General features: G+C 42.6%; 24 protein-coding genes. 22 read left to right on the top strand and 2 right to left on the bottom strand.

Going from position 1 to position 23,963, the window contains the following annotated elements:
• Positions 1–25 precede the first annotated feature (25 nt).
• Positions 26–1,405: a TlpA family protein disulfide reductase gene (locus tag BW976_RS01330; RefSeq protein WP_076369625.1), complete on the top strand. Its 1,380-nt coding sequence runs from the start codon at positions 26–28 to the stop codon at positions 1,403–1,405.
• 22 nt (positions 1,406–1,427) lie between these two features.
• Here BW976_RS01330 and BW976_RS01325 read toward each other — a convergent pair whose 3' ends face one another.
• Both BW976_RS01325 and BW976_RS29975 read right to left on the bottom strand, forming a co-directional pair.
• Positions 1,428–1,733 (bottom strand): hypothetical protein, encoded by a 306-nt coding sequence (locus BW976_RS01325; protein ID WP_076369623.1) that lies wholly within the window; start codon positions 1,731–1,733, stop codon positions 1,428–1,430.
• Positions 1,730–2,146 carry a MauE/DoxX family redox-associated membrane protein gene (locus tag BW976_RS29975; protein WP_084192003.1) on the bottom strand — a complete coding sequence of 139 codons (417 nt, stop codon included), beginning with the start codon at positions 2,144–2,146 and terminating at the stop codon, positions 1,730–1,732. The genes BW976_RS01325 and BW976_RS29975 overlap by 4 nt, the downstream gene beginning before the upstream one ends.
• 1,355 nt (positions 2,147–3,501) lie before the next feature.
• Here BW976_RS29975 and BW976_RS01315 point away from each other — a divergent pair.
• The 21 genes from BW976_RS01315 (at position 3,502) to BW976_RS01215 (ending at position 23,917) form a co-directional block, all read left to right on the top strand.
• Positions 3,502–4,443 carry a hypothetical protein gene (locus BW976_RS01315; RefSeq protein ID WP_076369619.1) on the top strand — a complete coding sequence of 314 codons (942 nt, stop codon included), beginning with the start codon at positions 3,502–3,504 and terminating at the stop codon, positions 4,441–4,443.
• A gap of 80 nt (positions 4,444–4,523) precedes the next feature.
• On the top strand, positions 4,524–5,045 hold the full coding sequence (locus BW976_RS01310) for a plasmid mobilization protein (protein WP_245834593.1): 522 nt from the start codon (positions 4,524–4,526) through the stop codon (positions 5,043–5,045).
• A gap of 264 nt (positions 5,046–5,309) precedes the next feature.
• On the top strand, positions 5,310–6,302 hold the full coding sequence (locus BW976_RS01305; protein WP_076369615.1) for a relaxase/mobilization nuclease domain-containing protein: 993 nt from the start codon (positions 5,310–5,312) through the stop codon (positions 6,300–6,302).
• Positions 6,303–6,322: 20 nt separating this feature from the next.
• Complete coding sequence (locus BW976_RS01300; RefSeq protein ID WP_076369613.1) at positions 6,323–6,949, top strand: ParA family protein; 627 nt, start codon at positions 6,323–6,325, stop codon at positions 6,947–6,949.
• Complete coding sequence (locus BW976_RS01295) at positions 6,946–7,296, top strand: hypothetical protein (protein ID WP_139332154.1); 351 nt, start codon at positions 6,946–6,948, stop codon at positions 7,294–7,296. Before BW976_RS01300 ends, BW976_RS01295 begins: the two co-directional genes overlap by 4 nt.
• Positions 7,293–7,577, top strand: coding sequence for a hypothetical protein (locus BW976_RS01290; RefSeq protein WP_076369609.1), 285 nt, complete (start codon positions 7,293–7,295; stop codon positions 7,575–7,577). The genes BW976_RS01295 and BW976_RS01290 overlap by 4 nt, the downstream gene beginning before the upstream one ends.
• Before the next feature lie 3 nt (positions 7,578–7,580).
• On the top strand, positions 7,581–7,871 hold the full coding sequence (locus BW976_RS01285) for a DUF4134 family protein (protein ID WP_076369607.1): 291 nt from the start codon (positions 7,581–7,583) through the stop codon (positions 7,869–7,871).
• Positions 7,872–8,095: 224 nt separating this feature from the next.
• The gene (locus BW976_RS01280) at positions 8,096–8,401 is read left to right on the top strand and encodes a DUF4134 domain-containing protein (protein ID WP_076369605.1); all 306 of its coding nucleotides are present in this window, start codon (positions 8,096–8,098) and stop codon (positions 8,399–8,401) included.
• Between the two features lies 1 nt (position 8,402).
• Entirely contained in the window at positions 8,403–8,699 is a 297-nt protein-coding gene (locus BW976_RS01275) for a plasmid transfer protein (protein ID WP_076369603.1), read from the top strand.
• Complete coding sequence (locus BW976_RS01270; RefSeq protein WP_076369601.1) at positions 8,677–11,103, top strand: TraG family conjugative transposon ATPase; 2,427 nt, start codon at positions 8,677–8,679, stop codon at positions 11,101–11,103. The genes BW976_RS01275 and BW976_RS01270 overlap by 23 nt, the downstream gene beginning before the upstream one ends.
• A complete protein-coding gene (locus BW976_RS01265; RefSeq protein ID WP_076369599.1) occupies positions 11,100–11,777 on the top strand; it encodes a hypothetical protein in 678 nt (225 codons plus the stop codon). The genes BW976_RS01270 and BW976_RS01265 overlap by 4 nt, the downstream gene beginning before the upstream one ends.
• Positions 11,774–12,445 (top strand): hypothetical protein, encoded by a 672-nt coding sequence (locus tag BW976_RS01260; RefSeq protein ID WP_076369597.1) that lies wholly within the window; start codon positions 11,774–11,776, stop codon positions 12,443–12,445. The genes BW976_RS01265 and BW976_RS01260 overlap by 4 nt, the downstream gene beginning before the upstream one ends.
• Entirely contained in the window at positions 12,442–13,104 is a 663-nt protein-coding gene (locus tag BW976_RS01255; protein ID WP_076369595.1) for a hypothetical protein, read from the top strand. Before BW976_RS01260 ends, BW976_RS01255 begins: the two co-directional genes overlap by 4 nt.
• Positions 13,105–13,165: 61 nt before the next feature.
• Positions 13,166–13,948 carry a hypothetical protein gene (locus BW976_RS01250; RefSeq protein ID WP_076369593.1) on the top strand — a complete coding sequence of 261 codons (783 nt, stop codon included), beginning with the start codon at positions 13,166–13,168 and terminating at the stop codon, positions 13,946–13,948.
• Entirely contained in the window at positions 13,945–15,102 is a 1,158-nt protein-coding gene (locus BW976_RS01245; protein ID WP_076369591.1) for a TraJ family protein, read from the top strand. The genes BW976_RS01250 and BW976_RS01245 overlap by 4 nt, the downstream gene beginning before the upstream one ends.
• A gap of 82 nt (positions 15,103–15,184) precedes the next feature.
• Positions 15,185–15,799, top strand: a complete 615-nt coding sequence (traK, locus tag BW976_RS01240; RefSeq protein ID WP_076370595.1) for a conjugative transposon protein TraK — start codon at positions 15,185–15,187, stop codon at positions 15,797–15,799.
• Positions 15,777–16,190: a hypothetical protein gene (locus tag BW976_RS01235; RefSeq protein ID WP_076369589.1), complete on the top strand. Its 414-nt coding sequence runs from the start codon at positions 15,777–15,779 to the stop codon at positions 16,188–16,190. Before traK ends, BW976_RS01235 begins: the two co-directional genes overlap by 23 nt.
• Before the next feature lie 6 nt (positions 16,191–16,196).
• Entirely contained in the window at positions 16,197–17,378 is a 1,182-nt protein-coding gene (traM, locus tag BW976_RS01230; protein ID WP_076369587.1) for a conjugative transposon protein TraM, read from the top strand.
• A gap of 51 nt (positions 17,379–17,429) precedes the next feature.
• A complete protein-coding gene (locus BW976_RS01225; protein WP_076370593.1) occupies positions 17,430–18,224 on the top strand; it encodes a DUF4138 domain-containing protein in 795 nt (264 codons plus the stop codon).
• Positions 18,202–18,456, top strand: coding sequence for a hypothetical protein (locus tag BW976_RS01220; RefSeq protein ID WP_139332152.1), 255 nt, complete (start codon positions 18,202–18,204; stop codon positions 18,454–18,456). Before BW976_RS01225 ends, BW976_RS01220 begins: the two co-directional genes overlap by 23 nt.
• A 25-nt stretch (positions 18,457–18,481) precedes the next feature.
• Positions 18,482–23,917 carry a helicase-related protein gene (locus tag BW976_RS01215; protein ID WP_245834592.1) on the top strand — a complete coding sequence of 1,812 codons (5,436 nt, stop codon included), beginning with the start codon at positions 18,482–18,484 and terminating at the stop codon, positions 23,915–23,917.
• Positions 23,918–23,963 lie beyond the last annotated feature (46 nt).

Raw genomic sequence — 23,963 nt, 5'->3', positions numbered from 1 at the left:
AATTAAACCATTATATATAAACAAGATGAGAAATAATCTATTAGCAGTACTATTTTTATTATTAACAAATTTTGCATCGAACAGCAATGCGCAAACAAAACCGCTGGCCATAGGTGACAAAGTCCCCGATATCATTATCAAAGATGTTTTAAATTATAAAACGACCTCTACCAAACTTTCGGATTTTAAAGGCAAATTATTAATTCTTGACTTCTGGGCAACCTGGTGTAGCCCTTGCGTAGCCATGTTGCCTAAGACCGATTCTCTACAGAAGAAATTCGCGGGTGAGGTTGAAATATTGCCGGTGACCTACGAAGATAAAACAATGGCCGCGGCATTTTTAACAAGGCTCAAATCAGTAAAACACATTAGCATATCCTCTGTGATCAATGACAAGATTCTAAATAGTCTTTTTGTGCACGGTTCTATTCCATATTATGTCTGGATCGACAAAAACGGTACTGTAATAGCCACTACTGAAAGTAAAGAAATCAATGAAAAGAATATTCGATTAGCAATTGACGGAGTAACTCCGGGAATAAAAAATACCATTGGAGAACTCAAGCGAGAAGTTGATTTCAACAAAACAATTTTTGTTACCGGCATTCCTTTTAAAACAGAAGAAGATGACAGTTCAACTCATGTAGAGCCGATACTTGATAATCAAATTTTATATCAATCAATCCTCGATGGATATGTTCCCAATGTTGTGTCTAAAATGTACTTTGATTCCAGCCATTTTGTAGCTACAAATGCACCCATATTAAATTTTTACAGACTTTATTGGGGATTGAAGTATAATAAATCACCATTATTATTCTGGGGTAAAAGTAGGTATGCGGTTGAAATTAAAGATTCCGTTTTATACAACAAGATAACTTCACCATTACATGGATCTCCTTTTGATGCATGGTTAGTAACAAACGGATATACATATGAATTAATCTGGAAATCGGCCAGGAAATGGAAAGATAAATACGCTTTATTAGCGGAAGATCTGGACAGGTACTTCGGCAAACCTTTTAAATTATCCGTTGGTTTGGAAAAACGTATGTTGTCAAGCGATGTGCTTATCGAAACGGTCCAAAACGGCAGCTTAAAGACAACCGGAGGTACGCCCTTCGAAAAACACAATGCGTATTCATATACTCAGCACAATATGCCTTTAAGCCATTTTATAGCTTTATTGGAGGGTTATTTCTGGCAAAATTCGGAAAGGGCGGTTTTTGACGAAACAAAAATGAACGGAAATGTGGATTTAATTTTAAACTGCAGTATGCTTGATGTCAATGCCGTAAATAAAGAATTGGAAAAATATAAACTGAAATTTATAGCGGCTGATCGGATGACAGATGTATTGGTTTTTAAGGAAGATAAGACAATAAATAGCACTCAGGTTAAATAACCTCAGTGCTATTTCATGATGGTTACTGTCCTTTATAATCACCCAAAGTAATAGCACCCTGGGATGCACTTGGAATTGGGTTGTCACCCTCTGCCGGAGTTCCGGTAATGTTTTCGGTCCATAAAGAAGTGCAATTATTAACCGAGTTATCGCATCCGACAGGGGCTGACCTGTAAACATAGTCAGTCCGGAGGTTAGAAGTCGTGTGCGCTAAATGTACAAACTCGAAAGTTTGAGGAGGTAATTTACGCACTGCAGTGAACGAACTAAATCCGATTGCTAAAGCGCCTACTACCAGGCCTAAAGCGATTTGTTTGATGTTTTTCATCTTTTGTAATTATTAAAATTTTGTTTTGATTTAAAAAGCCAAACAGCAATTATGGCAAGAAGTATAAATGCGAGATTAAACCATAAGTGCTGGGTCCAGCTCAACTTTTCGATGACCCCGCCACAATGACATGGGAGCTTTTTTTCCAAAAGCAGCGCACTTATTATATAACCTGTAAAAATGGTCATAAGCGTAATGAAGGCATAAAAGCCCCATTTTAAAGTTTGTGGAACTAATAACAAAAAAAATGTCAGGATTTCACTCAACGGAACAAACCAGGATATATACACGGCTAATCCAGTAATGATATGCACGTTTTTCAAACCGTTTAAAAAACGCTCGTGATCGACTATTTTCGCATATGCGGTATACAGGAATAAAAACATACAAATCAACTTGATACCGGTAACCATTCTTTCCCTTGAAACGTCTGATAAATGAAATCGCTGTATTTTTAATGCTCTACTTTCCATAAGCTAAGTTTGTGAGTGGGATCATTATTAGATGGTGGCTTCAGCCACCTGCAGGTACGTAACCCGCAATTTGATTAAAATACTCTTTGTCACAAATGCCCTTCTTTTTTGTATTACCCCGAAAGCGAGTAAGAGATTAGTGAATGGAAATTGACTTATGCTATAAATTCTGGAACAAAGTAAACACAACTAAGAGCTCTAAAACAGGTAGAAAAGGGTAGTGCTTATTATCGGATAAATTAGGGTTTTAGGATGATTTTAGGGCGTTGGCATTTGAGATTACGCCTTGATCGTGCATGAATTTGCATTAAGGGATGGAAAATTGTTCATAATAACGCACTACCCTAATACCCCCCTGAAAACAAAGCATGAATCAACAAGTCACCGATCCTGATTTTGAAAAGAAGATTTTAGAATCATCAATAACGCTTTTTGTAGAAGTCGTTTAAGTTAAATATCATTTAGGCTATCTACGTATTCTTAATCCATTCGTAACATGTCTTTGACGCGAATGCTTGGATTGACGAGCAGGAAATAGCCTATTGAGTTTATTTTCAAAATAATTACAAACTGTTTTCTCAGCCATTAGCCAACACCTTTCGGATCGGCCGAAGTTCAAAATTTACTCAAAAGATATTGTTGTTAAATTTTAATGAATTGATAGTCAATATATTATTTGGTTTTTATATCCTGGTTTTTCTGTTTCAATTGTATTCTTATAAGCGTTAGTGCCTTTTTTTATTCATGAAATCCCTGGGGGGTGAAAGTTTTCTTTCACCCCCTTTCCCTGTTTCCGTGTGTCTCAAAAAACGTGATTTGCTTCCATGATTTGATGATCGCCGGAAAGCAATGAACAAAATTCAAAACTGCTTCCAACTTTCTGAAAATGATTGCCGGTTTCAATTTGATGCTTTTAATGCATCAAGCGGCCATTTGGCTGACCTGCACTTGGCAGCGATGCACGATCAGTTAGCTGATCAAATCGTTATTTGACATCAGGGGACAAAACATTATTCTACCGGAAAGTAGAAAATATTGCGAAGGTGAGATCATATCAAAATTCCGAAAACGCATAGGCAGGCGAATAGCCCGGTTTGTAGAAACTGACGTGAGTAGTCCCGAATTAAATACTGGCAGAAGTGAATTCTACGGGTTCGTTACCCGCTGCCGGTACAAAACATACACTTCATAAATAATATCTTTTTTTTCCAATGTCTTTCTATTTGTTGCCGGCATTTATAGAGTTAGCACAACATTCTCCCACCCGGCTTTTATTTAATCCAAACCTATAAACTATGTCTAATTTATTAACTGCTAAGGAGCTCAAAGAACAGGGCTCTCTTGTTGACCTTTTAAGCCGTCTGGGGTATCAACCAATTCCCAAACGGGGGCGTGAAAAAATGTACATTAGTATGTTGCGGGATGACGATGCCAACCCTTCCTTTAGCGTAAATGATGATCTTGGTGTGTGGTTTGACCACGGAGCCGGGAAAGGCGGGAATATTATCGACTTCGGTTTAGCCTATTGGAAGAATTTAGGATTTAACGAAGTCGTCAAAAAAATTCAACAGGTCTGTTCGATCGAACCGGTTGAACCAAGGATTTTAAGGCCGCGTAAACCTGTTAAGGTTCACTATGTCGTGGAACGGGTGAAACCATTAGGTGGACATCCTGCCATTAAAGATTATCTGAAAAGCCGCGGGGTTTTTGCGGTAGCAAAATTTTATCTGAGTGAAGTATATTACTATATAGAAGATGAAAATGAAATTCGTAAGCACTACTTTGCAGCAGGCTGGCTCAATGAACACAATTCATGGGAAGTCCGCAATCGCTACTTTAAAGGTTGTATGGGGCACAAAGGCATTACTGTTATTCCTGGAAATACTAAAAAAGCCGCAATCTTTGAGGGTTTTATTAATTTTTTGAGTTGGCGATTTGAGAACCCGGAAGCAGATCACAGCATTATCGTCTTAAATACGTTGACATTATTACATCAAGGTATAACCAAAGCAAAGGCCTTTTCTTCTCTGGATATTTACTTTGACCGCGATCAGGCGGGTAAATCGGCCAGCAAAGATTTTATAAAGGCTTTACCTTATGCTACAGACAGGTCATCGATATATGAGGGGTTTAACGATTATAATGATAAAATCAAGGCGCAGCTTAAAATGGCGGCCAGCGTGAAGGAGAACAAAACCGATTTCTTTTCTAACGTTCGTGTTCCCTTTGAGAGGTAGAACCTGTATTATTTTCGCTAACATTAAGGCTTTAGGAAAGTGTTCACCCAACTTGTTATTTAATATTCTAAAATTGCAATTTGATAATCAGGATTTCCGTTGCTTTTGCAACGGCAAGATGTCTTTTTGTCATACAAAAAGTCTCTTGCCCTTCCAGGGGGGAGATAAAAAAACTCGCAACTCATTTTTTCATGGGTAACCCAAAGAAATTAACCGGAAGGCCTCAATTAAGGGAGGGTAAGCGGAGCAAAAGAATTATTGCGAGGTTTACAGAAGATGAATACAACGATGTTGCTGAATTAGAAAAACAACTGGGCATCACCAAAACAGACCTGATAAGGATTCGGGTTTTATCAGGCGTCAAGGAAATCGTCATTAATTCCAGGGAACTGATCCAACACCTGGATAAAGTTGGTGCTGAGCTGGGCCGGATTGGGAACAATATCAACCAATTGGCAAAACACGCCAATACCCTTAAGCTGCAGGGAGCGCTAAATCCGGTAACCATTTCAAAATTTAATGCGCTGTTTGAGGATTATATCAAGGTGCAGCAATTGCTGGAAATATCGCTTCGCAAAATTATAAGAGCGATGGGAATTTAGCCGCCCCCTTATTGTTGAAATTGATACAGTGATCTACGGATAGGTTGATACCTGGATATGATGATCCACAGATCTATTGGTATAAAGATTTAAGGATCACATGATCGTTAGATAGCAAGATACATTGATCGTTTGATCCAGTGATTTAGCGGTAGGTTGTTCTATCGATATAAAGTGCTAATGATTTTTCGATAGGCCGCTCGAATGTTCTATGGATATATTGCTATAGGGCTATACCGTTAGGCTTTCTTATTTCTATAAGCCATGATTGCCCACATTCTTGAAAAACCTTCCAGAACATTTGCAGGTGTAAAATATAACACGGAAAAGGTGGACTGTAATACAGGCGAATTGATGTTAATTGCCAACTTCGGAGCAATTCATGCGCTTAATAATCCACGCCCGCAGGACCTAGTTAACTACCTCTTAATGGTTTCGGCACAGAACCGGGCGATCAAAAACACACAGTTTCACGCGGTTATTTCTGCCAACAGCAGGAATTATAACAAACATGAATTGACAAAGGCCGCTGTAATGTGGCTGAAGGAAATGCAATATGGCGATCAGCCGTATCTTATCGTTTTTCACAAAGACACCGAAAATAACCACGTCCATATCGTTAGTTCACGTGTATGTAAAGATGGCAAACAGGTTGACCGCGATTATGAGCAGGTTCGTGCGGTAAGATGCATCAATAAGGTATTGGGTTACGACTTTGCCATGCAATACCGTTTCAGCACCCAGGCTCAATTTTATTTGATCCTGGAGAACCAGGGCTTTCTTGGACGGGATTATCTCGATGAAAAGAAACTAATGAAAAGATTAGGTTCTCACATGCCAGACAAAGTTAGGATAGCTGAACTTAAAGAGTTGTTTTTTACTCATAAAGGAAATGTTGATTTTGTTCAATTGATGCACACCAAATACGGTATAGATCTAATATTTCATTCCGCCGAAGGAAAAGAGCCTTACGGTTATACAGTCATCGATCATGCCACCAAACAGGTTTTTAAGGGAAGTGAAATACTAAGCCTGAAATACTTATTAAATAACAGCTTTAAATATGAATTTTTAAACGATTCGGTCAGTGTAAATATTAATGAGTATTTGCTCAACGAGGCAATTACTTATTATGCCGAATCTACACCTGAACCAATTAATATCAGGCCTGTCATGATCTCTGACGATGTGGATGATCAACAGGTGCTCGGCATGAAGCGCCGGAGACAAAAGAAAGCAAGAACTAATACCCGCTAAGGGATAACACATGAAAATTTATGATCTGTTTATTTGGCAACCAAAAGGGTGGCGTTGGAAAAAGTACACTCACCGTCCTATCAGGGAACTACCTGAGTCTGGCTAAAGATTGGCCGGTGACCATTATCGATATGGATTATCAACAATCCATTTCGCAGAAATTTGAGAAGGCCAAAGTGCTGGAAAACGCAGAACCTTATGACGTATTACCAGCTAACCTAGATAGCTTTCCACCACTGATCCCGGTGCTAACCAAAAATAAGAAAGATGCCGTACTTATCGATTTGCCGGGCAAATTGGATGATGATGGTCTGATACCGGTATTTAAATCGGCCGACCTCGTGATCTGCCCCTTTGCCTATGATGAGTTCACCTTTGAATCCACTGTCTTATTTACTATCGTTCTTAAAAAAATAAACCCAAATGCGGAGGTGGTTTTTATTCCCAACCGCATCAAAGCAAATGTAAAGTTTGAGATCATGACCGAAGTCAATGAACAACTTTCCAGGTTCGGGAAAATAACGGCCATGATTCCTGACCGGATTGACTTTCAACGTATTACCACCTTTCAAACTCCCTTGTCCCTCTACGGAATCATCACCCCGGTTTTTGAAGAAATATTTGCTGATCGATTATGGAAAAAATGAAATCATTAGCTGACCAGCTTCGGGAGCAAATGGTCAAACCTGGGGAAAAATCATCAACAGTTAAAGTCAAAAAGGGTGTTGAAAACAATTCTGTGCCAAAGAAAAAGGTTAACAAAGTTATTAACTCATCCATACTTAAAGCCCTGAATGAGTATGACAATAGTAACCATAAAAGCATGGTCCACTTCAGATTTAACAAACCAACAGTAGATTTTTTAAATCAATTTAAAATTGCTACCGGCATCGATGCAACCAGGTTTGTAGCCTTTTCAGTCAGGCACCTTATTGAAACCTACCCGGAATTAAAAACAATTATCAAACAATTCATACAAAACTCAGAATTATGACGTGGATAAAATTTGCACTCTGGCTGCTTGGTATTTATACCCTATATTATGTGGCGCTCATCATTTGGGATATCCTAAGAACCAATCGCGGGGATACAGGAAGTGAAAAACATGAACTCACTTTTGTTGAGGATATCCAACCTGTTAAATCATTTGCAGACGAGATCATTGCTTCAGGTAAGGAATCGTCCGTAACTTTTTCAGGTGGTGTAAGCCTTAAACAGCTATTCCATCTCGCCCGTGAGGAATCGGTCGAGTACATCAAATCTGTAAGCTACTAATGAATGAAATTTCTCCTGTCCGTATGCTGCTGCCTGTTTAGTGCAGTGGCGTTTACACAACCCGGCATTAACGAAATGCAGCAGGCGCAGCAAGACTTGTCTTCCTCCTTTTTTTCCGCCTTCGATTGTTGTATGGTTCTAGCCTGTTTATTTGGCCTTTTAGGCGGCCTTAGGATTTATCATAACTGGCAGATGGGTAAGGATCGGATAGATTCTGCCGTTGCGGCGTGGTTTTTTGCATCTTTTTTTATGATCCTATCGGGTCCTTTTCTGCGGGCATTGTTCGGAATCTGAATGCCTGTTTTTCTTGTTGCTTCCCGCCTGGAAGCTGTAAAAGATTCCTGTCTTTAACTTCTTCAAACTTATTTCCATAAGGATTTTCCCGGCAGGCTTGATCTGTCATTTCCCCGGCTAAAAATTATCGGAGCGTTGTTCGTGATCTGAACGCACTTTTAGCATCCCCAGCCCGCGCTCTGCAGGCTATAAAAGATCTCCGCCTTTATTTTTTCTCCAAATTAATGTTCTCAAAAACAAAAAAGTTTTGGGCTTCGGCGATATTGCTGGCCCTGTCTGTTCCTGTGTTTGCGCAAAGCGGCGTTAATGGTTTGAACACAGCAACCTCCACCTTAAAGACCTATGTAGCCCCCGTAACCAATATCACATTGGTGATTGGCGGCATCGTTGGTATCGTTGGTGCAATCCGCGTCTACTCCAAGTGGAACAGCGGTGATCAAGATATCAATAAGGAATTAATGGGGTGGGGCGGATCCTGTGTCTTTCTTGTCGTATCCGCGTTGGTGATCAAAGCTTTCTTCGGCCTCTAATATGGCCAGGAAGTATCCGGTTTATAAGGGGCTGCAACGGCCCCTTATATTCAAAGGGTTCAAAGGCAAATTCATTTACTGGGGTATTGCCTCCCTGCTTATCGGGCTTGTATTCGGTGCGCTAACCATGTCACTGGTTAATATGTGGCTGGGTGCCCTGATCTTAATCGGCTTTATCGTTGGCGGTCTGCTCTTTACCGCGTTCAAACAAAAAAAGGGTTTACACTCCAAAAGCCGCGCCCATAAGATTTTCATTATCACTCAATTCAATCACTATGGCCGCAAAAACATTATTTGAAATGCCCTTTATTGGGGTTGATACGAAGGGTGAATTTGATTTACTGATCGGTGCGGCCGGAGATTTTTCGGTTATCCTGAAGATCATCAACCCGGTGATCCGCTACGCGGCCAATCCTGCCACTTACGATGAGTTTCACAATACTTTGATAAACATTGTCAAAGTTCTTGGCGATGGATTCCTGTTACAAAAGCACGATATCATTAGCCGTAACCTATTTAAAACGGCCGAGGCTAACGAGTATTTGCAGCAAAAATACAATGAGCACTTCGAGGGTCGCGAATTTCTGCAGATTGCCACTTACCTGACCATTACCCGTAGGGTCAAAAAAAGCTCATTCTATGTTTTTGACCCCAGAGTACTCCGGGATTTTTATCAAACCATCGGCAAGATTCATGATATCCTGCCTACAGCAATTGTTCTCAAGGAAAAGGAAATCAACCTGCTGCTTTTACAAATGCTCAGCATGAATTTTTCAGGTGGCCCGATTTCCTTAAATAACCTCAGTCCGAATGACAATGAAGTACAAATGGGGGAACAGGCAGTAAGAAGTATTAGCCTGGTCAATATCGACATCGTAGATCTTCCACCGGAGGTCGCAACCCATATCGAATTGAATGACAAGGATTCGTTAAGGGGGTTCCCGGTCGATTTTTTATCCTTGCTGTTTAAAGTGCCTGGCTGTAAAGTCATCATTTATCACCAGGTGATTGATGTGGTCGGACAAAGCGCCATGCTGCGCAAACTGGAAGCGAAAAAGAAAAAACATTCAGGTATTCCTGATCCGGCTAACGATCTCTGCGTAGAGGATATTGACCTGTTATTGAAGGACGTAGCACGTGAAAATCAGATGGTAGTTAACTGTCATTTCAATGTGATGGTCGTTGCCGAACTCAGTAAGCTGGAGAAGGCTTCCAATTTTGTGGAAGGTGGACTTTTCAATCTGGGGGTTCAACCCAGCAAGACCGGTTATAACCAGTTAGAGCTTTTTCGGAGTGCACTACCGGGAAATGCTGTTGAGATCAAAGATTACGACTGGTTTTTGACTACTTGTGATGCGGCTGCCTGTTTCTTTTTTAAGGAGTCTTTACCTAAAGATGAACCTTCTGATTTTCTGATCCGGTTTACTGACCGGCAGGGTATACCCGTAGGTATTGATCCTGCCGACCTGCCGATGCGAACAGGACGCATTAATAACAGGAACAAATTTGTTTTAGGGCCGAGTGGTTCGGGCAAGAGCTTTTTCATGAATGCGCTCGTGGAGCAATACATGTTGTATAACATGGATGTGGTCATTGTTGACGTGGGCCATTCTTATTCGGGGCTGTGCGCCTACTATAAGGGGAAATATATTACCTATAGCGAGGCAAAGCCCATTACGATGAATCCTTTTGCCATGACTGTGGCAGAATATAACATTGAGAAAAAGGATTTTCTAATAACCCTCATCGCCTTATTATGGAAAGGATCGGACGGTGACATTTCCACTGTGGAGCGGGATGTGTTGTCAAATACGATCAATGCTTTTTTTGTGGTCAAATTCCAGCAGCAAGAACCGGAATTGAATTTTAATTCCTTTTATGAGTTTGCGCTGGAGAAAATCCCAAAGATCAAACAGGAAGAACATATCCCATTCGATGTAGATGAATTCCGTTATGTGCTAAAGAAGTTTTATCGTGGCGGAGAATATCAAAGTATTCTGAATGAGGCTACCGATGCTTCATTGTTTGCGGAGCGTTTTATTGTATATGAGATCGACAATTTACAGAATAATGCTATTCTGTTTCCCATTGTCACACTGATTATTATGGATTTGTTCATTCAAAAGATGCGCAATCGGAAGCATCAGCGAAAAGCGCTTATCCTCGAAGAAGCATGGCGGGCGCTGACCTCACCGATTATGGCAACATTCCTTTTGTATTTGAATAAAACTGTTAGGAAATTCTGGGGCGAGATTATCGAAGTTACCCAGGAATTAGATGATATGCTGGGCAATCCGATTGTAAAGGATAGCATCATTAACAATTCAGATACCGTTGTGCTGCTCGATCAAAATAAATTCAAGGACAATTATAATGAAATCGCCTCACTACTGTCTATCAACGAAACAGAACGCCGGAAGATTTTTACCATTAATCAGCTGGATAATACAGAAAATCGGAGCCGGTTCAAAGAAGTATATATCCGTCGCGGCGCTGTGGGCGAAGTTTATGGCGTAGAAGTGTCTTTGCACCAATACCTCACTTATACAACAGAAAAACCGGAAAAGTCAGCGGTAGAAAACTACACCAATCGCTTCGGGTCTTACCAGGACGGGCTTGATGCCTTTGTCAATGATTTCAAAGGCAGCGGAAAATCCCTGCCTGCTTTCATTTCACAGGTTAACCAAAATCAACCTTCATGAAAACCAATAAATTCAAATCAGCAATTTTAGTCATCATGCTTTGCATTATTTATTGCCATTCGCAGGCGCAGACACTAACCTTTGACCCTGCGGTATCTGCCGCTATCGCAGTAAACGCCGGCGTAATCAATGGCCAGTTGAATACCACCAATAACAAACTTGACCTGATTCAAAAAGGCCAGCTTGCGGTAACCGGCCAGCTCGTGATCGTTAACGACCTGCAAAAAAAGGTTTATCAGGGCCTGAGCCAGGTTGCTTCAGTGATCAATAACCTAACTACTATTAAGGAGATTGCCGAATGCGGAAGTGATATTGTTAACGATGTGGAGGCCTCTGTCACGCTGGCCAAATCCGACCCCGCCTTATTGCTTTTCGCAGAACAAGGCGCTCGGGATTTTGAAACGAGGGCAGCGACTCTCGCAGCGGATGTCAGCGCATTCGTACTTAAAGGTGGAAACAATCTGATGGACTCCGGCGAGCGTGGAAGGATGTTAAATCATATAGCTGATGAAATGCGTATTCTGCGCGGTATTGCCTATGGCATGAACAGAGCCATGTACTGGGCGAAGATCAATGGTATTTTTCGTTCACTTAATCCCTGGGCCGAATGGCAGAACCAGGATGTACGGATCGCCAACGATGTATTGACAAACGCTAAATACCTGAAGCAATGAAACACAATATCATCATGATCCTGGCGCTCGCATTAATGATGTTGAGCCAACAAGTTTTCGCGCAACATAAAATCCTGGATATTCCCGCCCTTCACCAATTGGTTGACGAATCGGAATCTGAAAACAAGCTACAGGTAAAAGCAAAAAATCAACAGGCAGCCGCCTCGGCAAACGAACAGGCTAACCTCACATTACTGGATAAAATGAAAGTTATGTACCGGACGTTGCAACAGCGGTACAATACGCTTGGCACAGCCATCAATATTGCGGATATCGGTATTTATGCAACCCCTATGGTCGAACGCATCATCAGCAACCAAACTCAAATTGTCCGGTTGGTACAAAAAAATCCTGCATTAATAGCGATTGGTTACCAATCCGCCCTGCAATTTGCTTCACAGGCGAAAAGCCTTGTGGCCTATGTTACCGGCCTCACCCTGTCGCTGGGTGATGTGAACCAAATGAAGGCTTCTGATAGGAAAATTCTTTTTGACTATGTGATCTCAGAACTTAGCAATATTCAGAACCTCTCTGGCAATATGCTGGGAATGATGCAGTATTCCAGCCTGGTCTCGCTTCTAAGGGCGGCAAACCCCTTTCAAAATTTTATTGATGCCGATAGGTCCATTGGCAGCGACATCATCCAAAACGCTAAATACCTGAAATGAGAAGTTTATCCATAGCCGTCTTTTTGCTGATCGGCTTTCAAAGGGCAGGTGCACAGGAATATGTCATAGATTACCAACACCTCGTAGCGGTTTCTCAAAATAGCGTTGTCAGAAGCGGCGCAGAAACAACGCATGATCAATATCTCGGCAAGATCAATAACAATATCAACAACCTTAACACGAATGTAGGCTCCGTAATTCTGGCACAAACCATGATTTATAATGGGCTTGCCAATGTTAATTCGGCTTTAAAGGATGGCCTCGCGGTTAAAAACATGGCGGTCATTATTGCTGATATGACTGGTTACATCAACCAGGCGCTGGAGATGGCGAAAACCGAGCCTTATCTATTGGTGTTTGCCGGAAATATAACCTCAGAAATGCGAACGCGTTCTCTTGCCCTGGTGACGGATGTTTCCGGCTATATCCTGAAGGAAGGTAATAATGTATTGGCCGACTATAACTCCCGTGACAAGTTATTACGCAAGGTAATTACTCAATTACAAATATTGGATGGCTTAGCCTATGGTACCTGGAAAGCCATGTATTGGGCAAAGCAACGGGGCATGATCGCTTCTCTTAATCCATTTGCCAATTTTATCAATCAGGATACCCGGATTGTTGATCAAATCATTCAAAACGCTAAATACTTAAAGTGATGACCATCAATTCGATGTAATCGGATAATAGCTTAAATGCCGTCCAAAAACAATTAGAATCATGAAAAACGTTTTAATACCATTACCATTTATAATAATCTCATTAATAAACCAATGTTTCGGCCAGGCCGTCGCGCAGGACAAAGCTGTTCGCTATCAGGAGGAACGAATGGTTTACCTGCAGTGGGACCAGAATAAATTTGAGCCGAAAGCCGGGTTTCTCAGCCTCAACCCTTATTATTGGCTGACATGGGGTTTATTTCATCCCAGTTACCATAAAACTGATTTACGTCCGCTCAGCGTTTCCGGTCCCCAGACGCAACGACTTGCATTAGTTGGTGTCATGAACACCACAGATAATAAATATAAACTTCAATCAGATACCGTACGCAACACGGCGCTATCTGAAATCGCTAATCAGACCGGCCTGGTATCGGATGCGGATCCTCTTTGGCAATTATATTATAAAAATGAACTAAAACCAGTGCTTAATTATTCAATGACTTCCATATTAGCTGGCTTTTCTCCGCAGGTCAGTACCAGACTTGTTTCTGAAGGCTTATACAGCTGGTATAAAAACGAACTGGATATGCTGAAAGAACGAATCAATGCAGCACACACAACCACCATGGATCGTGGTGCCCGCATTATGGCTTACCACCGTTATTTGATGGAATACCGAAGGCTTACGGGTGTATGGGCAATCCGGACTTCATCGGCTCAGGCAACCATTAATATGACCGCCCAGCAGCAAAAACTACAAGCTGGCCAGGTGACGGTCAGCAACTGGACGCCACAAACGGACATCCAGATCGCCAACCAAGTTTTACAACACTTGCAATGAAAAGGAAAATTACTTTAGCAATACTGCTCTGCCTGTGTATTACCGCAGTATTTGCACAAACCACCACCGATACCGACAATACTAAAACATTGCAATTCCTGCAGGGTGATGGTGTTTATGAGGCTGGTGTCATGGTGTTTTTGAAAGGCCTTAAGGATTCCGTTTGGACACATTTCGATATGTTTATTACGGACGCCAAGGCGCTTGCCGCCATTTTTATGATCATCTTCTTCGCCATTAAGTCATACGAAATGATGGTCGGCGACAAACAATTGGAGATTATGCCCCTGCTACGCCCATTTGGTTTGGCCATGATCATATTATGGTGGGGCGCGTTCGTTAAAATGATTGCATTCCCTACAGACCTGATTGCCAATCAAACGGAAAAAATGTTTGACAGCGAGCAAGCCACCGTAGATAATCTCCGGTTAAACCGGTCAAATCTTATGCTTGCCGTAGCCAATTCCCTCTATACTTATCAGGCTCAAACTGATGTCGCTGAGAAAGAAAGCGACACTTGGTACGATCAGGCATGGGATTCGGTAACCAGCACTGTTAAGGAGGGCATATCTACAGTGGTCGCACCATTGATGGAATTGAAAAACAGGTTGACCATAGGTATGCAATTACTCTTTACCCAACTTTTGGAGCTGGTGGGGTTATGGATTTTACGCCTGGCAGTTTATATTATTTTTATGATACAGATTATATACTCGACTATACTGATTATCCTTGGCCCCTTCGCCGTAGCAGTCAGCATATTGCCGGCTTTCCGCGATAGCTTTAGCACCTGGGTAGCCCGTTTTATTTCCGTAAATCTTTATAGCGGTATAGCTTACCTTATTATGTATATGACCGGGCTGATGCAGGAATATGCGCTTACTTCCGAGATCAGCAAATACAAGGAGCTGGTGGGTGAAAATGGACTGAGTGCAAATCTTCAAAAAATGGCCTGGTTCGCCGGAAACGGTATCCTCTCATTTGGTACCGTCATTATTGTATTCCTTATCGGAGCTATCTGCATGTTCACCGTTCCAAGTATCTCTACCTGGATCATCTCCACTTCTGGTATCAGCTCTGCCACTTCCACTTTTGGTCGCAGTGCGGGAACTGTTGTAAGTATGGCCAGAAAGGCTACCGGTAGCTTCTTTTAGAATTTCTTTTCTATCCTTTCTCCTTTGATTTCAGGCTGACCCGTAAATGCGGGCCGGCCTTTTTTATTTAACGCCGTTTATCATGATCATAAAAAATATTGAAGCCAAGATCAGGCTTGCGACGTTCATTGCGGGTGGTAGCCTGCTCACCTCACTGCTCATCGTCGGCATGAATTGCTTCTATTCCTATAAGATGGTATCCAATGCCCAAAAAAGCATATATATATTGGATAATAATATTCCCATTCTCGCAAGGCAGACTGATGTGCAGATGAACCGGCCTGCCGAATACAGGGCCGATGTTGACCTTTTTCATTCCCTCTTCTTTTCCTTAACCCCGGATGATAATTACATGGAATACCAGATGAAAAAAGCCATGTACCTCGTAGACCAATCCGGTATGGAGCAGTACAATAACCTGAAGGAAAATGGTTTCTTTAACTCAATCCTTTCTTCAAGTTCCGTATTAACGCTGCAAACTGATTCCATCAAGGTAGAAATGCCGAAACATTATTTCCGCTATTACGGTAAGTTGAAAATTGACCGCCGCAGTTCTACTGTTGTCCGTTCCCTAATAACAGAAGGATATCTTAAAGATATCCCGCGAAGTGATAATAACCCACATGGGGTGCTTATTATCAATTGGAAAACCCTTGAAAACAAAGACCTGCAAGATGTGGAAAAGAATACATTCTAACAGAGATCCAAGGGATACACTGTATAGTGAAATACACAAGGAATTTAATGGTTATTTCAGCAGGGCGGCGGATATGTGTAAGCGGCTTTGGGCTGCATACCCGAAGTTCTTTTTTGGGGGCATGGTCTTGCTGCTGTCCGCATCACTGATATTATCATTCAGTGTTTTTCGCCATTCGGAGCAAAAAAAAGCAGCTGTGGTAAGCAGGGTCAATCCGGTGGCGGACGGCTTTAATCAGATCTTACTGGCAACCGGCAATATGCGGGAAACCATAAAACTTAAAAAACTGATAGATAGCCTTACTGCCAAAAAGCAGCTTTCGTCCGTTGATAGCGCCTTATTGGATAGCACCCTTGACCGCCTGTCCAAAATTCACCAAACACTCAAATAAGATCGTATGAAAATTAATTTTAAGCAGCCCAAGTATGTGCTGCCGCTTATCCTGCTGCCTTTTTTGTGCCTTTTTTATTACGCGTGGTATAGTAGCACTTCCAGGCCAAAGCCAACAGTCAAAGAAAATGCTGGTCTGAACGGTTCCGTGGGCGCGGTATCAACCGATGTCCGGAAAAAACAATTGACAGATAAACTGGATGCTTACCGGAATACCTACAAGGAAGCGGACGGCATGACCGCCGTAAATGTAATTCCCCGCGAAAATTCAAGTAACCCCTCCTTTAATAATGATTATTCTAATCAGGAAAAGAAAAAGCTGGATTCTATCCAGCAGGTTATGAAGTTAAAATTTGCCACTGATAACAACATTAGAATCAAGCAGGATCAGCCAACCGGCTTATCACCTGACCGGCAGGTCGCCAAGGCGATTGAAGCCATGAACAACAGGCAGGTTAACCCGCCGCGACAGGCGGAGAAGGTGACCAGGGAAAAAGATCCAATGGAGGTTTTCAAAGCACAAATGGCCATCATGGACAGTATCAATAAGCAGAACGACCCAGCCTACAAAGAAGATTTGAAGAAAAAGCACGCGGCAGACCAGGCTACTAAGCTAAAACAAAACCAAGTCAAATTAACGGTTGAGAAAGTGGATGCTGTTTCATCAGACTTTAATACTGTTTTGCCGGAAAAGGAGGGCGCCCTTATCAGTGCCGTAATAGACGAAAATATAACTGGATATGCAGGGTCGCGCTTACGCCTGAAACTCCTGGAGGATATCAAGGCCGGTAATAACCGCATCAAAAAAGGAACCTGCCTTTTCGCGCAGGTCAGTGGATTTGCTGAACAGCGGGTTACATTGGCAGTAACTTCCATTCTTTATGAGGGGAAAATTCTCCCTGTTAAATTGGAGATATACGATATGGACGGATTGCCCGGCCTGTATGTCCCGTCATCCGCTTTTCGTGATTTTACCAAGGATCTGGGTGGTAACTCCGTGCAGGGTGTAACCATAGATGGCAGTTCCGGCAACAGCCAATTTATCATGAGCTCGCTTGATAAGGTATTTCAATCGACCTCTTCCGCCATTGCGGACCTCATTCGCAAAAATAAAGCGAAGCTCAAATATAATTCCTACCTCTATTTAATCGACACCGATGCGTCGCAGAACGTTCAAAAAACCTATTAAAGCTAAGCACTCATGAGTGCTCATCAAAAAAAAATTAAATCACGAAAAATCATGAAAACGATCTTATTCTTTCTATTGGTGCTATGCGCCCCAATGTTGCATGCCCAGGATAAATTGCCGGTAATTTACCTGCCGCTAAACCTGACGATTCATTTCATTTCTCCTGAGCCGATTCAATACGTGGATATTTCCACCAAAGAACTGATCGGCGACCTGCCGCTTAAAAATGTCCTGCGTCTAAAATTACGTGACTCTACCAAATCCTTTTCGAGCTCGGTGGTTACCGTGGCCGGTGAAAAATTTATTGCCCAATACCGATTATTGCCAGGCTATCCCGGCGTTCCGGCAGCAATAAATATCGTTCCCGGGGATATGCGCCCGCTCGATATTTCCGGCATCGGGCTTTCACAGAACCAATTGAAAGTTTTGGCCCTGAGTTTGATTGCCTCGCGGCCCGAAAAACACGCAGAGAAAGTTAAAGCCTTTGGGATCAAAGGGCAACTGAACCATGTTTACACCGTTGGGGATTATATCTTCCTGGATATAGGCTATCATAATAGAACCAATCTCAAATATGACATTGCCGATTTCAGGTTTGATGTGGTTGATAAAAAAGTCACCAAAGCCGCCAATAACCAATCGGTAGAAGTTAAACCGGAGTTTGTGCTGTTGAACCAAGCTGCTTTTACCAAAAATTACCGGAACATCTTTGTTTTTAAAAAGATGTCCTTCCCGGGTAATAAAGTGCTTAGGGCAGAATTAAGCGAAAAGCAGCTTTCCGGACGTGTCGTCACCCTAAGCATATCCTATCAGGACATACTGGATGCGGATACACTGCCCAATTAATTACAATACCATTTATATGACTGATTCCATAGGCTACGATTACGTAAAGCTTGTATTGGAAGAGGAATTTTTAAGAGCATATCTGCGCTTTTCCAACCATGGTATTCTCCACTACGAGCTTACGAATATCCTCGAACTCTGTGCGCCACTCATTAAAGGCCTCGACGAGGACGACCGCTTCTTAAAGTATGAAGTGATCGGCACCATAGCAGATTATTTACAGGAGGTGTAATATGGCATTTAATCCGGTAAGGAAGATGGCAGATAATATTGCGGCCATCCGAATCGCGCTGGACTTTACTGGCCAGCCGCTCTCCGAAACAGAAATAGAAAAACTAAAGAAATATGCCGGATTCGGGGGTTTAAAGGCTGTTTTGTTCCCACCCGGCGGATTATCAGAATGGACAAAATTCGGCGCCTCCGCCGCTGATATCAAACTTTATCCGCAGGTCATCGAATTACATGCTCTGCTCAAAGAAAAACTAACGGTAACCCAATACAAGGCCGCCTTTGATTCGCTCAAAAGTAGTTCCCAAACAGCCTATTTTACACCAGGCTATATTCCCAGAGCAATTTATTCCGCCATGCGGGAGGCCAACATTTTACCGAAACGCTTGTATGAGCCAAGTGCCGGAGCCGGGGTATTTATTGAGGAGGCGGTTACCGTGTTTGAAGGTCTCCAACAAATCAATGCTGTTGAAAAGGATATTATAACCGGCAAAGTACTAACGGCTTTATGTTCAGTTTATAACTTGCCCGTAAAGGTACAGATCAAAAAACTGGAAGAAACAGCAGCGGCCGAAAAGGCGCAGTCGGATTTAGTGATCAGTAATATACCTTTTGGTAAAATTGCTGTACACGATCCCGCTTATAATAAAAGTGGCATCTCCTCAAAAGTTCATACGTATTTCTTTGCCAAGGGCCTGGATAAAATCAAGGATGGTGGCATTTTATCATATATCGTTACAGATGCCTTCCTAAATAATCCTTCCAACGAGACCGCACGAAAATACCTGTTTACCTCCGCTGACCTCCTAAGTGTTGCCGTACTTCCAGCAAATCTGATGAAGGAAAACGCCAATGTAGAGGTCGGGATGCACCTGATTCTGGTACAGAAAAACGATACCAAGGAAATTCTCAGCGAAGCAGAAAGCCTGCTGATTGAAACGGTAGAAGTTAAAAATTCAATTGGTAAATATCACCTAAATGCCTGGTTAGCCGGTAAAAATGAATTGGTATATGCCGACGAGATTATTGAAGATATCAATGCAAGAGGCAAAGCATCACAGGTGGCCTGGCAAAATGGCGAAATGCAGGACATCGTTCCTTTACTTCAAGAACAATTAATTGCCGGCTTCTCCAATTTCAACTATGCTAAATGGGAAGCAATTTCCTTTGACCAAAAGGAAACCAACCTTAAACAATTTACCTTTTTACTGGTACCGCAATCTTCAAAATCTGAGGATAAAAAAGGATTGAGCTTCGGCCAGTTAGGGTTGTTTGATGCGCCTGTTCAAACGGATCAGGATAACAAGGCTTTGGCCTATCTGGATGATTTAGATAAGCAATTCGTGGACGCTGGAACAGCCAGGTTGGTTAGTGTTATCCGAACAACGACAAAGCCTCTGCATGACAGCATTGTATTATTGACCGCCCGTGGAAAAAGTAATAAAAGGTTCGCGTACAAGTTATACAGTAACTTATCCGAGATTTCATTCCCCGGAAAATGGATGACCGGCCTCACGCTTGGCCAGGAACTGGATAACCTGTCAATAAAGTTAAAGAACTTCGGTCATGACTATCGTTACGAAGGGGATTCCAGCCTTGAACCGGCTTTTAAATTACTGCCTGATAAACCCAAGGTGTTTACAGATCTGAAATCTTTTTATATCAAAGACACCCTGGTGATTTTGGGTGGTAAGCTTGGTTTAATCGGGGAGCCTCATAATTTTGAGGCCAAATTTGATGCGCTTGATCCGCAGCCGGAATTGTCTTTTTACGAGGATTACCTGATACTGCGGGATATTTACCTTGAGCTATCCGGTTGCGAAAACGAACATGCTATTCAGTTCCCGGAGCTGCGCAAATCGCTGAACTTCTATTATGACGGTTTCATTGCCAGGCATGGTGAGCTGAACAAAAATGTTAACCGGAACCGCATCTTAAATGATGTGGCCCTAGGTTTTAAGATACTTTCCTCTCTCGAAATCAGGGAGGGTGAAAAAATTGTACGCTCCGATATCTTCTACGGGCCGCTTTTTCAGCAAAAAGAAATGCTGAAAACAGATGACCCCGCCGAAGCGCTGGCGCGTTGCCTGAACGATGCTGGCCGGGTCGATCTCACCATTATCGGACAGATAACCGGCTTAACAGCCGAGGAGATCATTTTGCAACTGGATAATCAGATCTTCTTAAATCCACAAACGCTAAACTGGGAAACAACAGATAATTACCTCTCGGGGAACGTTGTTCTAAAACTAAAGGCCGCAGAAAAGCTGGCAGAGGAAGAACCGCAAAATCTACAGTTCGCGAGAAGCCTCGCGGCTATCCGGCGCGTGCAGCCCGAAAGAGTCCCATTTGAACGGCTTGATTTTAACCTTGGGGAACGCTGGGTGCCGATTGATTATTACCAGCGTTTTGCAACTGACCTTTTCAAACTGGATACCAAAATAAGCTACCTGGTGTCCGTTGATGACTACAAGGTAAGTTATGAAAAAAAAGGTAACACAATTACGAATGAAGAGTTTTCGGTTACCCCAAAGGAAAGCAACAAAATCACCGGGCATACTTTACTGGAATATGCGCTCCTGAATACTAACCCTCATTTTACATACCCGGTTGAACAATATGGAAAAGTTGTCCGGGTCCCGGATACGGAAGCGATTCAAAACGCGCATCGTAAGATCGATAACATCAGGGCGCGTTACCTGCTTTGGTTGCTGGAACTTCCGAATGAGGATAAAAAGTATTTAGAAAAATTATACAACGACACTTATAACTGTTATGCGCTTAGGGAATATGACGGTAGCCACCTGACCTTTCCGGGACTGAATTTCAAAGCCCTAAGGATAAATGATCTTTATCCATCGCAGCGCAATGCGGCATGGCGGGTAATTCAAAACAATGGCGGACTGATCGACCATGAAGTAGGCTTAGGCAAGACTTTGACGATGATCATAGCTGCCATGGAAATGAAACGCCTGGGTATCGTCCATAAACCGATGATATTGGCTTTAAAAACCAATGTACAGCAAATCACCGATACGTTCCGGTTTGCTTATCCCAAAGCCAAATTACTGGCGCCGGGAGAAAATGATTTTGAACCGGCTAAGCGTAAGCGGATCTTTCACGAGATAAAAAACAACAACTGGGACTGCATCATCTTAACCCATGACCAGTTTGGGAAAATCCCGCAGGACCCGGACATTCAGCGGCAGATCTTAACAATCGAACTGGACAACACGGAGCTGGATTTATTGGCTCTTCAGGGTACAGGAGAAGAAATTACTAAAGAAAAGCTGAAAGGCTTAGAGATCAGGAAGGAAAACCTTCAAGCTAAGCTGAAAAGCGTGATGAAGGCCATAGAAAACCGTAAGGATACCGGCATTAATTTTCGGGAAACGAATATTGACCATTTATTTATTGACGAATCACATAAGTTTAAGAACCTCACCTTCACTACGAGGCACACCAAAGTCGCAGGTTTGGGGAACATAGCCGGAAGTCAGAAGGCGCTCAATATGCTTTTTGCGATCCGAACCTTACAAGACCGCTACGACACGGATCTTTGTGCTACTTTTCTTTCCGGAACACCAATTTCCAACAGCCTGACGGAAATGTACCTGATCTTTAAATACCTCCGCCCGCGGGAACTGGAAAGGCAGCGGATATCCAATTTTGATGCCTGGGCAGCGGTGTATGCCCGAAAAACAGTCGATTTTGAATTTACAGTAACTAACGAGATCAGGGCAAAAGAGCGTTTTCGCCACTTTATCAAAGTGCCTGAGCTGGCCTTGTTTTATAACCAGATCACCGATTATAAAACAGCCAAGCATATCAATCTTGACAAGCCGGAAATTGACGAAACCTTAGTCAATATCAAGCCAACCCCTGACCAGCAGGACTTCATTAAAAGACTGATGCAATTTGCCAAGACTGGTGATGCTACGTTAATCGGCAGGCGTCCCCTGACTAGGGATGAGGATAAAGGCCGGATGTTAATTGCTACCAATTATGCCAAGAAAATGGCAGTGGACATGCGCTTGGTCAACCCGGATAAATATGGCGACCACCCCGGCAATAAGGTTAATATTTGCGCCCGGAACGTAGCCGAGACCTATCATGAAAGCACCCCGCATAAGGGCACACAGATCATCTTTAGCGATATCGGCACACCGAAAACCGATGAGTTTAATGTGTATGATGCCTTGCGGTATAAGCTGGTAAATGATTTCAATATCCCGCCTAAGCAGATCACCTTTATACACAACTGGGCAACGGATAAACAGCGGAAGGAGCTGTTTAGGAAAATGAACGTCGGGGAGATCAGGATTCTGATTGGCAGTACCGAAAAAGCCGGAACAGGTCTGAATGTGCAGGAACGCATCGTTGCCATGCATCATTTGGATATTCCCTGGAAACCTTCAGAACTGGAGCAGCGCGATGGCCGTGGTGCCCGGCAAGGCAACTGGCTGGCCAAGCAATTTTACAGTAATAAGGTTAGGAATTTCATTTACGCCGTGGAGCAATCACTGGATAACTACAAATTCAACCTGCTCAAAAACAAGCAGATTTTCATCAGCCAGATGAAGAATAATGAATTATCGGTGCGTACGCTGGATGAAGGGGCAATGGACGAACAGAGCGGTATGAGCTTTTCCGAATACATCGCGATTTTATCAGGCGACACTTCCTTACTCGAAAAGACGCGGCTTGAAAAAAAGATTGCAGAACTGGAAGGCTATAAAGGCGCTCACTTCAAAGAAGTAGCCCGGAGCCGTTACCTGTTGGAAGACCTCGAAAAGAAAAGTCAGGATACTCAATCAACCTTGGAACTGGTCCGTAAAGATGAAATCAGCTACAGGAAGGTCTTGAAATTTGATGAAGACGGCACCAAGCTGAATCCGCTAAAATTAAAGGATATCCTGTTGGCGGACAATGTCGCGATTGGCAATCACCTGATCGGGTTATATAAAAACTGGTCCCCAAGCGATTATGGCCAACCTGATCTTCATTTAGGGGAATTGTATGGCTTCGATCTTTTTATCAGGCGCAAGCTGCAAACAGTTGAAGAAGGATTTTCCAGCAGGATCACTCACGTAACCTCGCTTTATGCCGAAAGTCGTTCAACCGGTATTAAGTACATGCAAAACGGTGGGGCACCCCATATCGATAACCCTAAAAATGCAGCCCGGTATTTTTTGGATGCGATCAACAGGGTTGTTGGAATGGCAGAACGTTACGAAAAGGAGCTGGACGGGATTAACAAACAGATTCCCGAAGTCCGCGAGCTTTCCCAAAGGCCATTTGAACAGGAGTACGAACTGGCTTCCTTAAAAAGGGACATGGCGAAACTGGAAATGGAGATCAATCAGAAAATAGCTGAAAGAGAAAAGCAGGTACAAGTTAATCAATTAACTATCAAAGAGGATACAGAAATAATAGAAGTTACCCCCGTATTCCCTAAACGCTAAGCGAATGTCCCCAAGCCACCCGAAAAATCCGGTGGCTTTTTATTTT

This window comes from Mucilaginibacter lappiensis (genome assembly GCF_900155965.1).
Classification (GTDB): Bacteria; Bacteroidota; Bacteroidia; order Sphingobacteriales; family Sphingobacteriaceae; genus Mucilaginibacter; species Mucilaginibacter lappiensis.
Note: the sequence above shows the minus strand (reverse complement) of the source record. Positions and strands in the feature narration are given on the sequence as shown.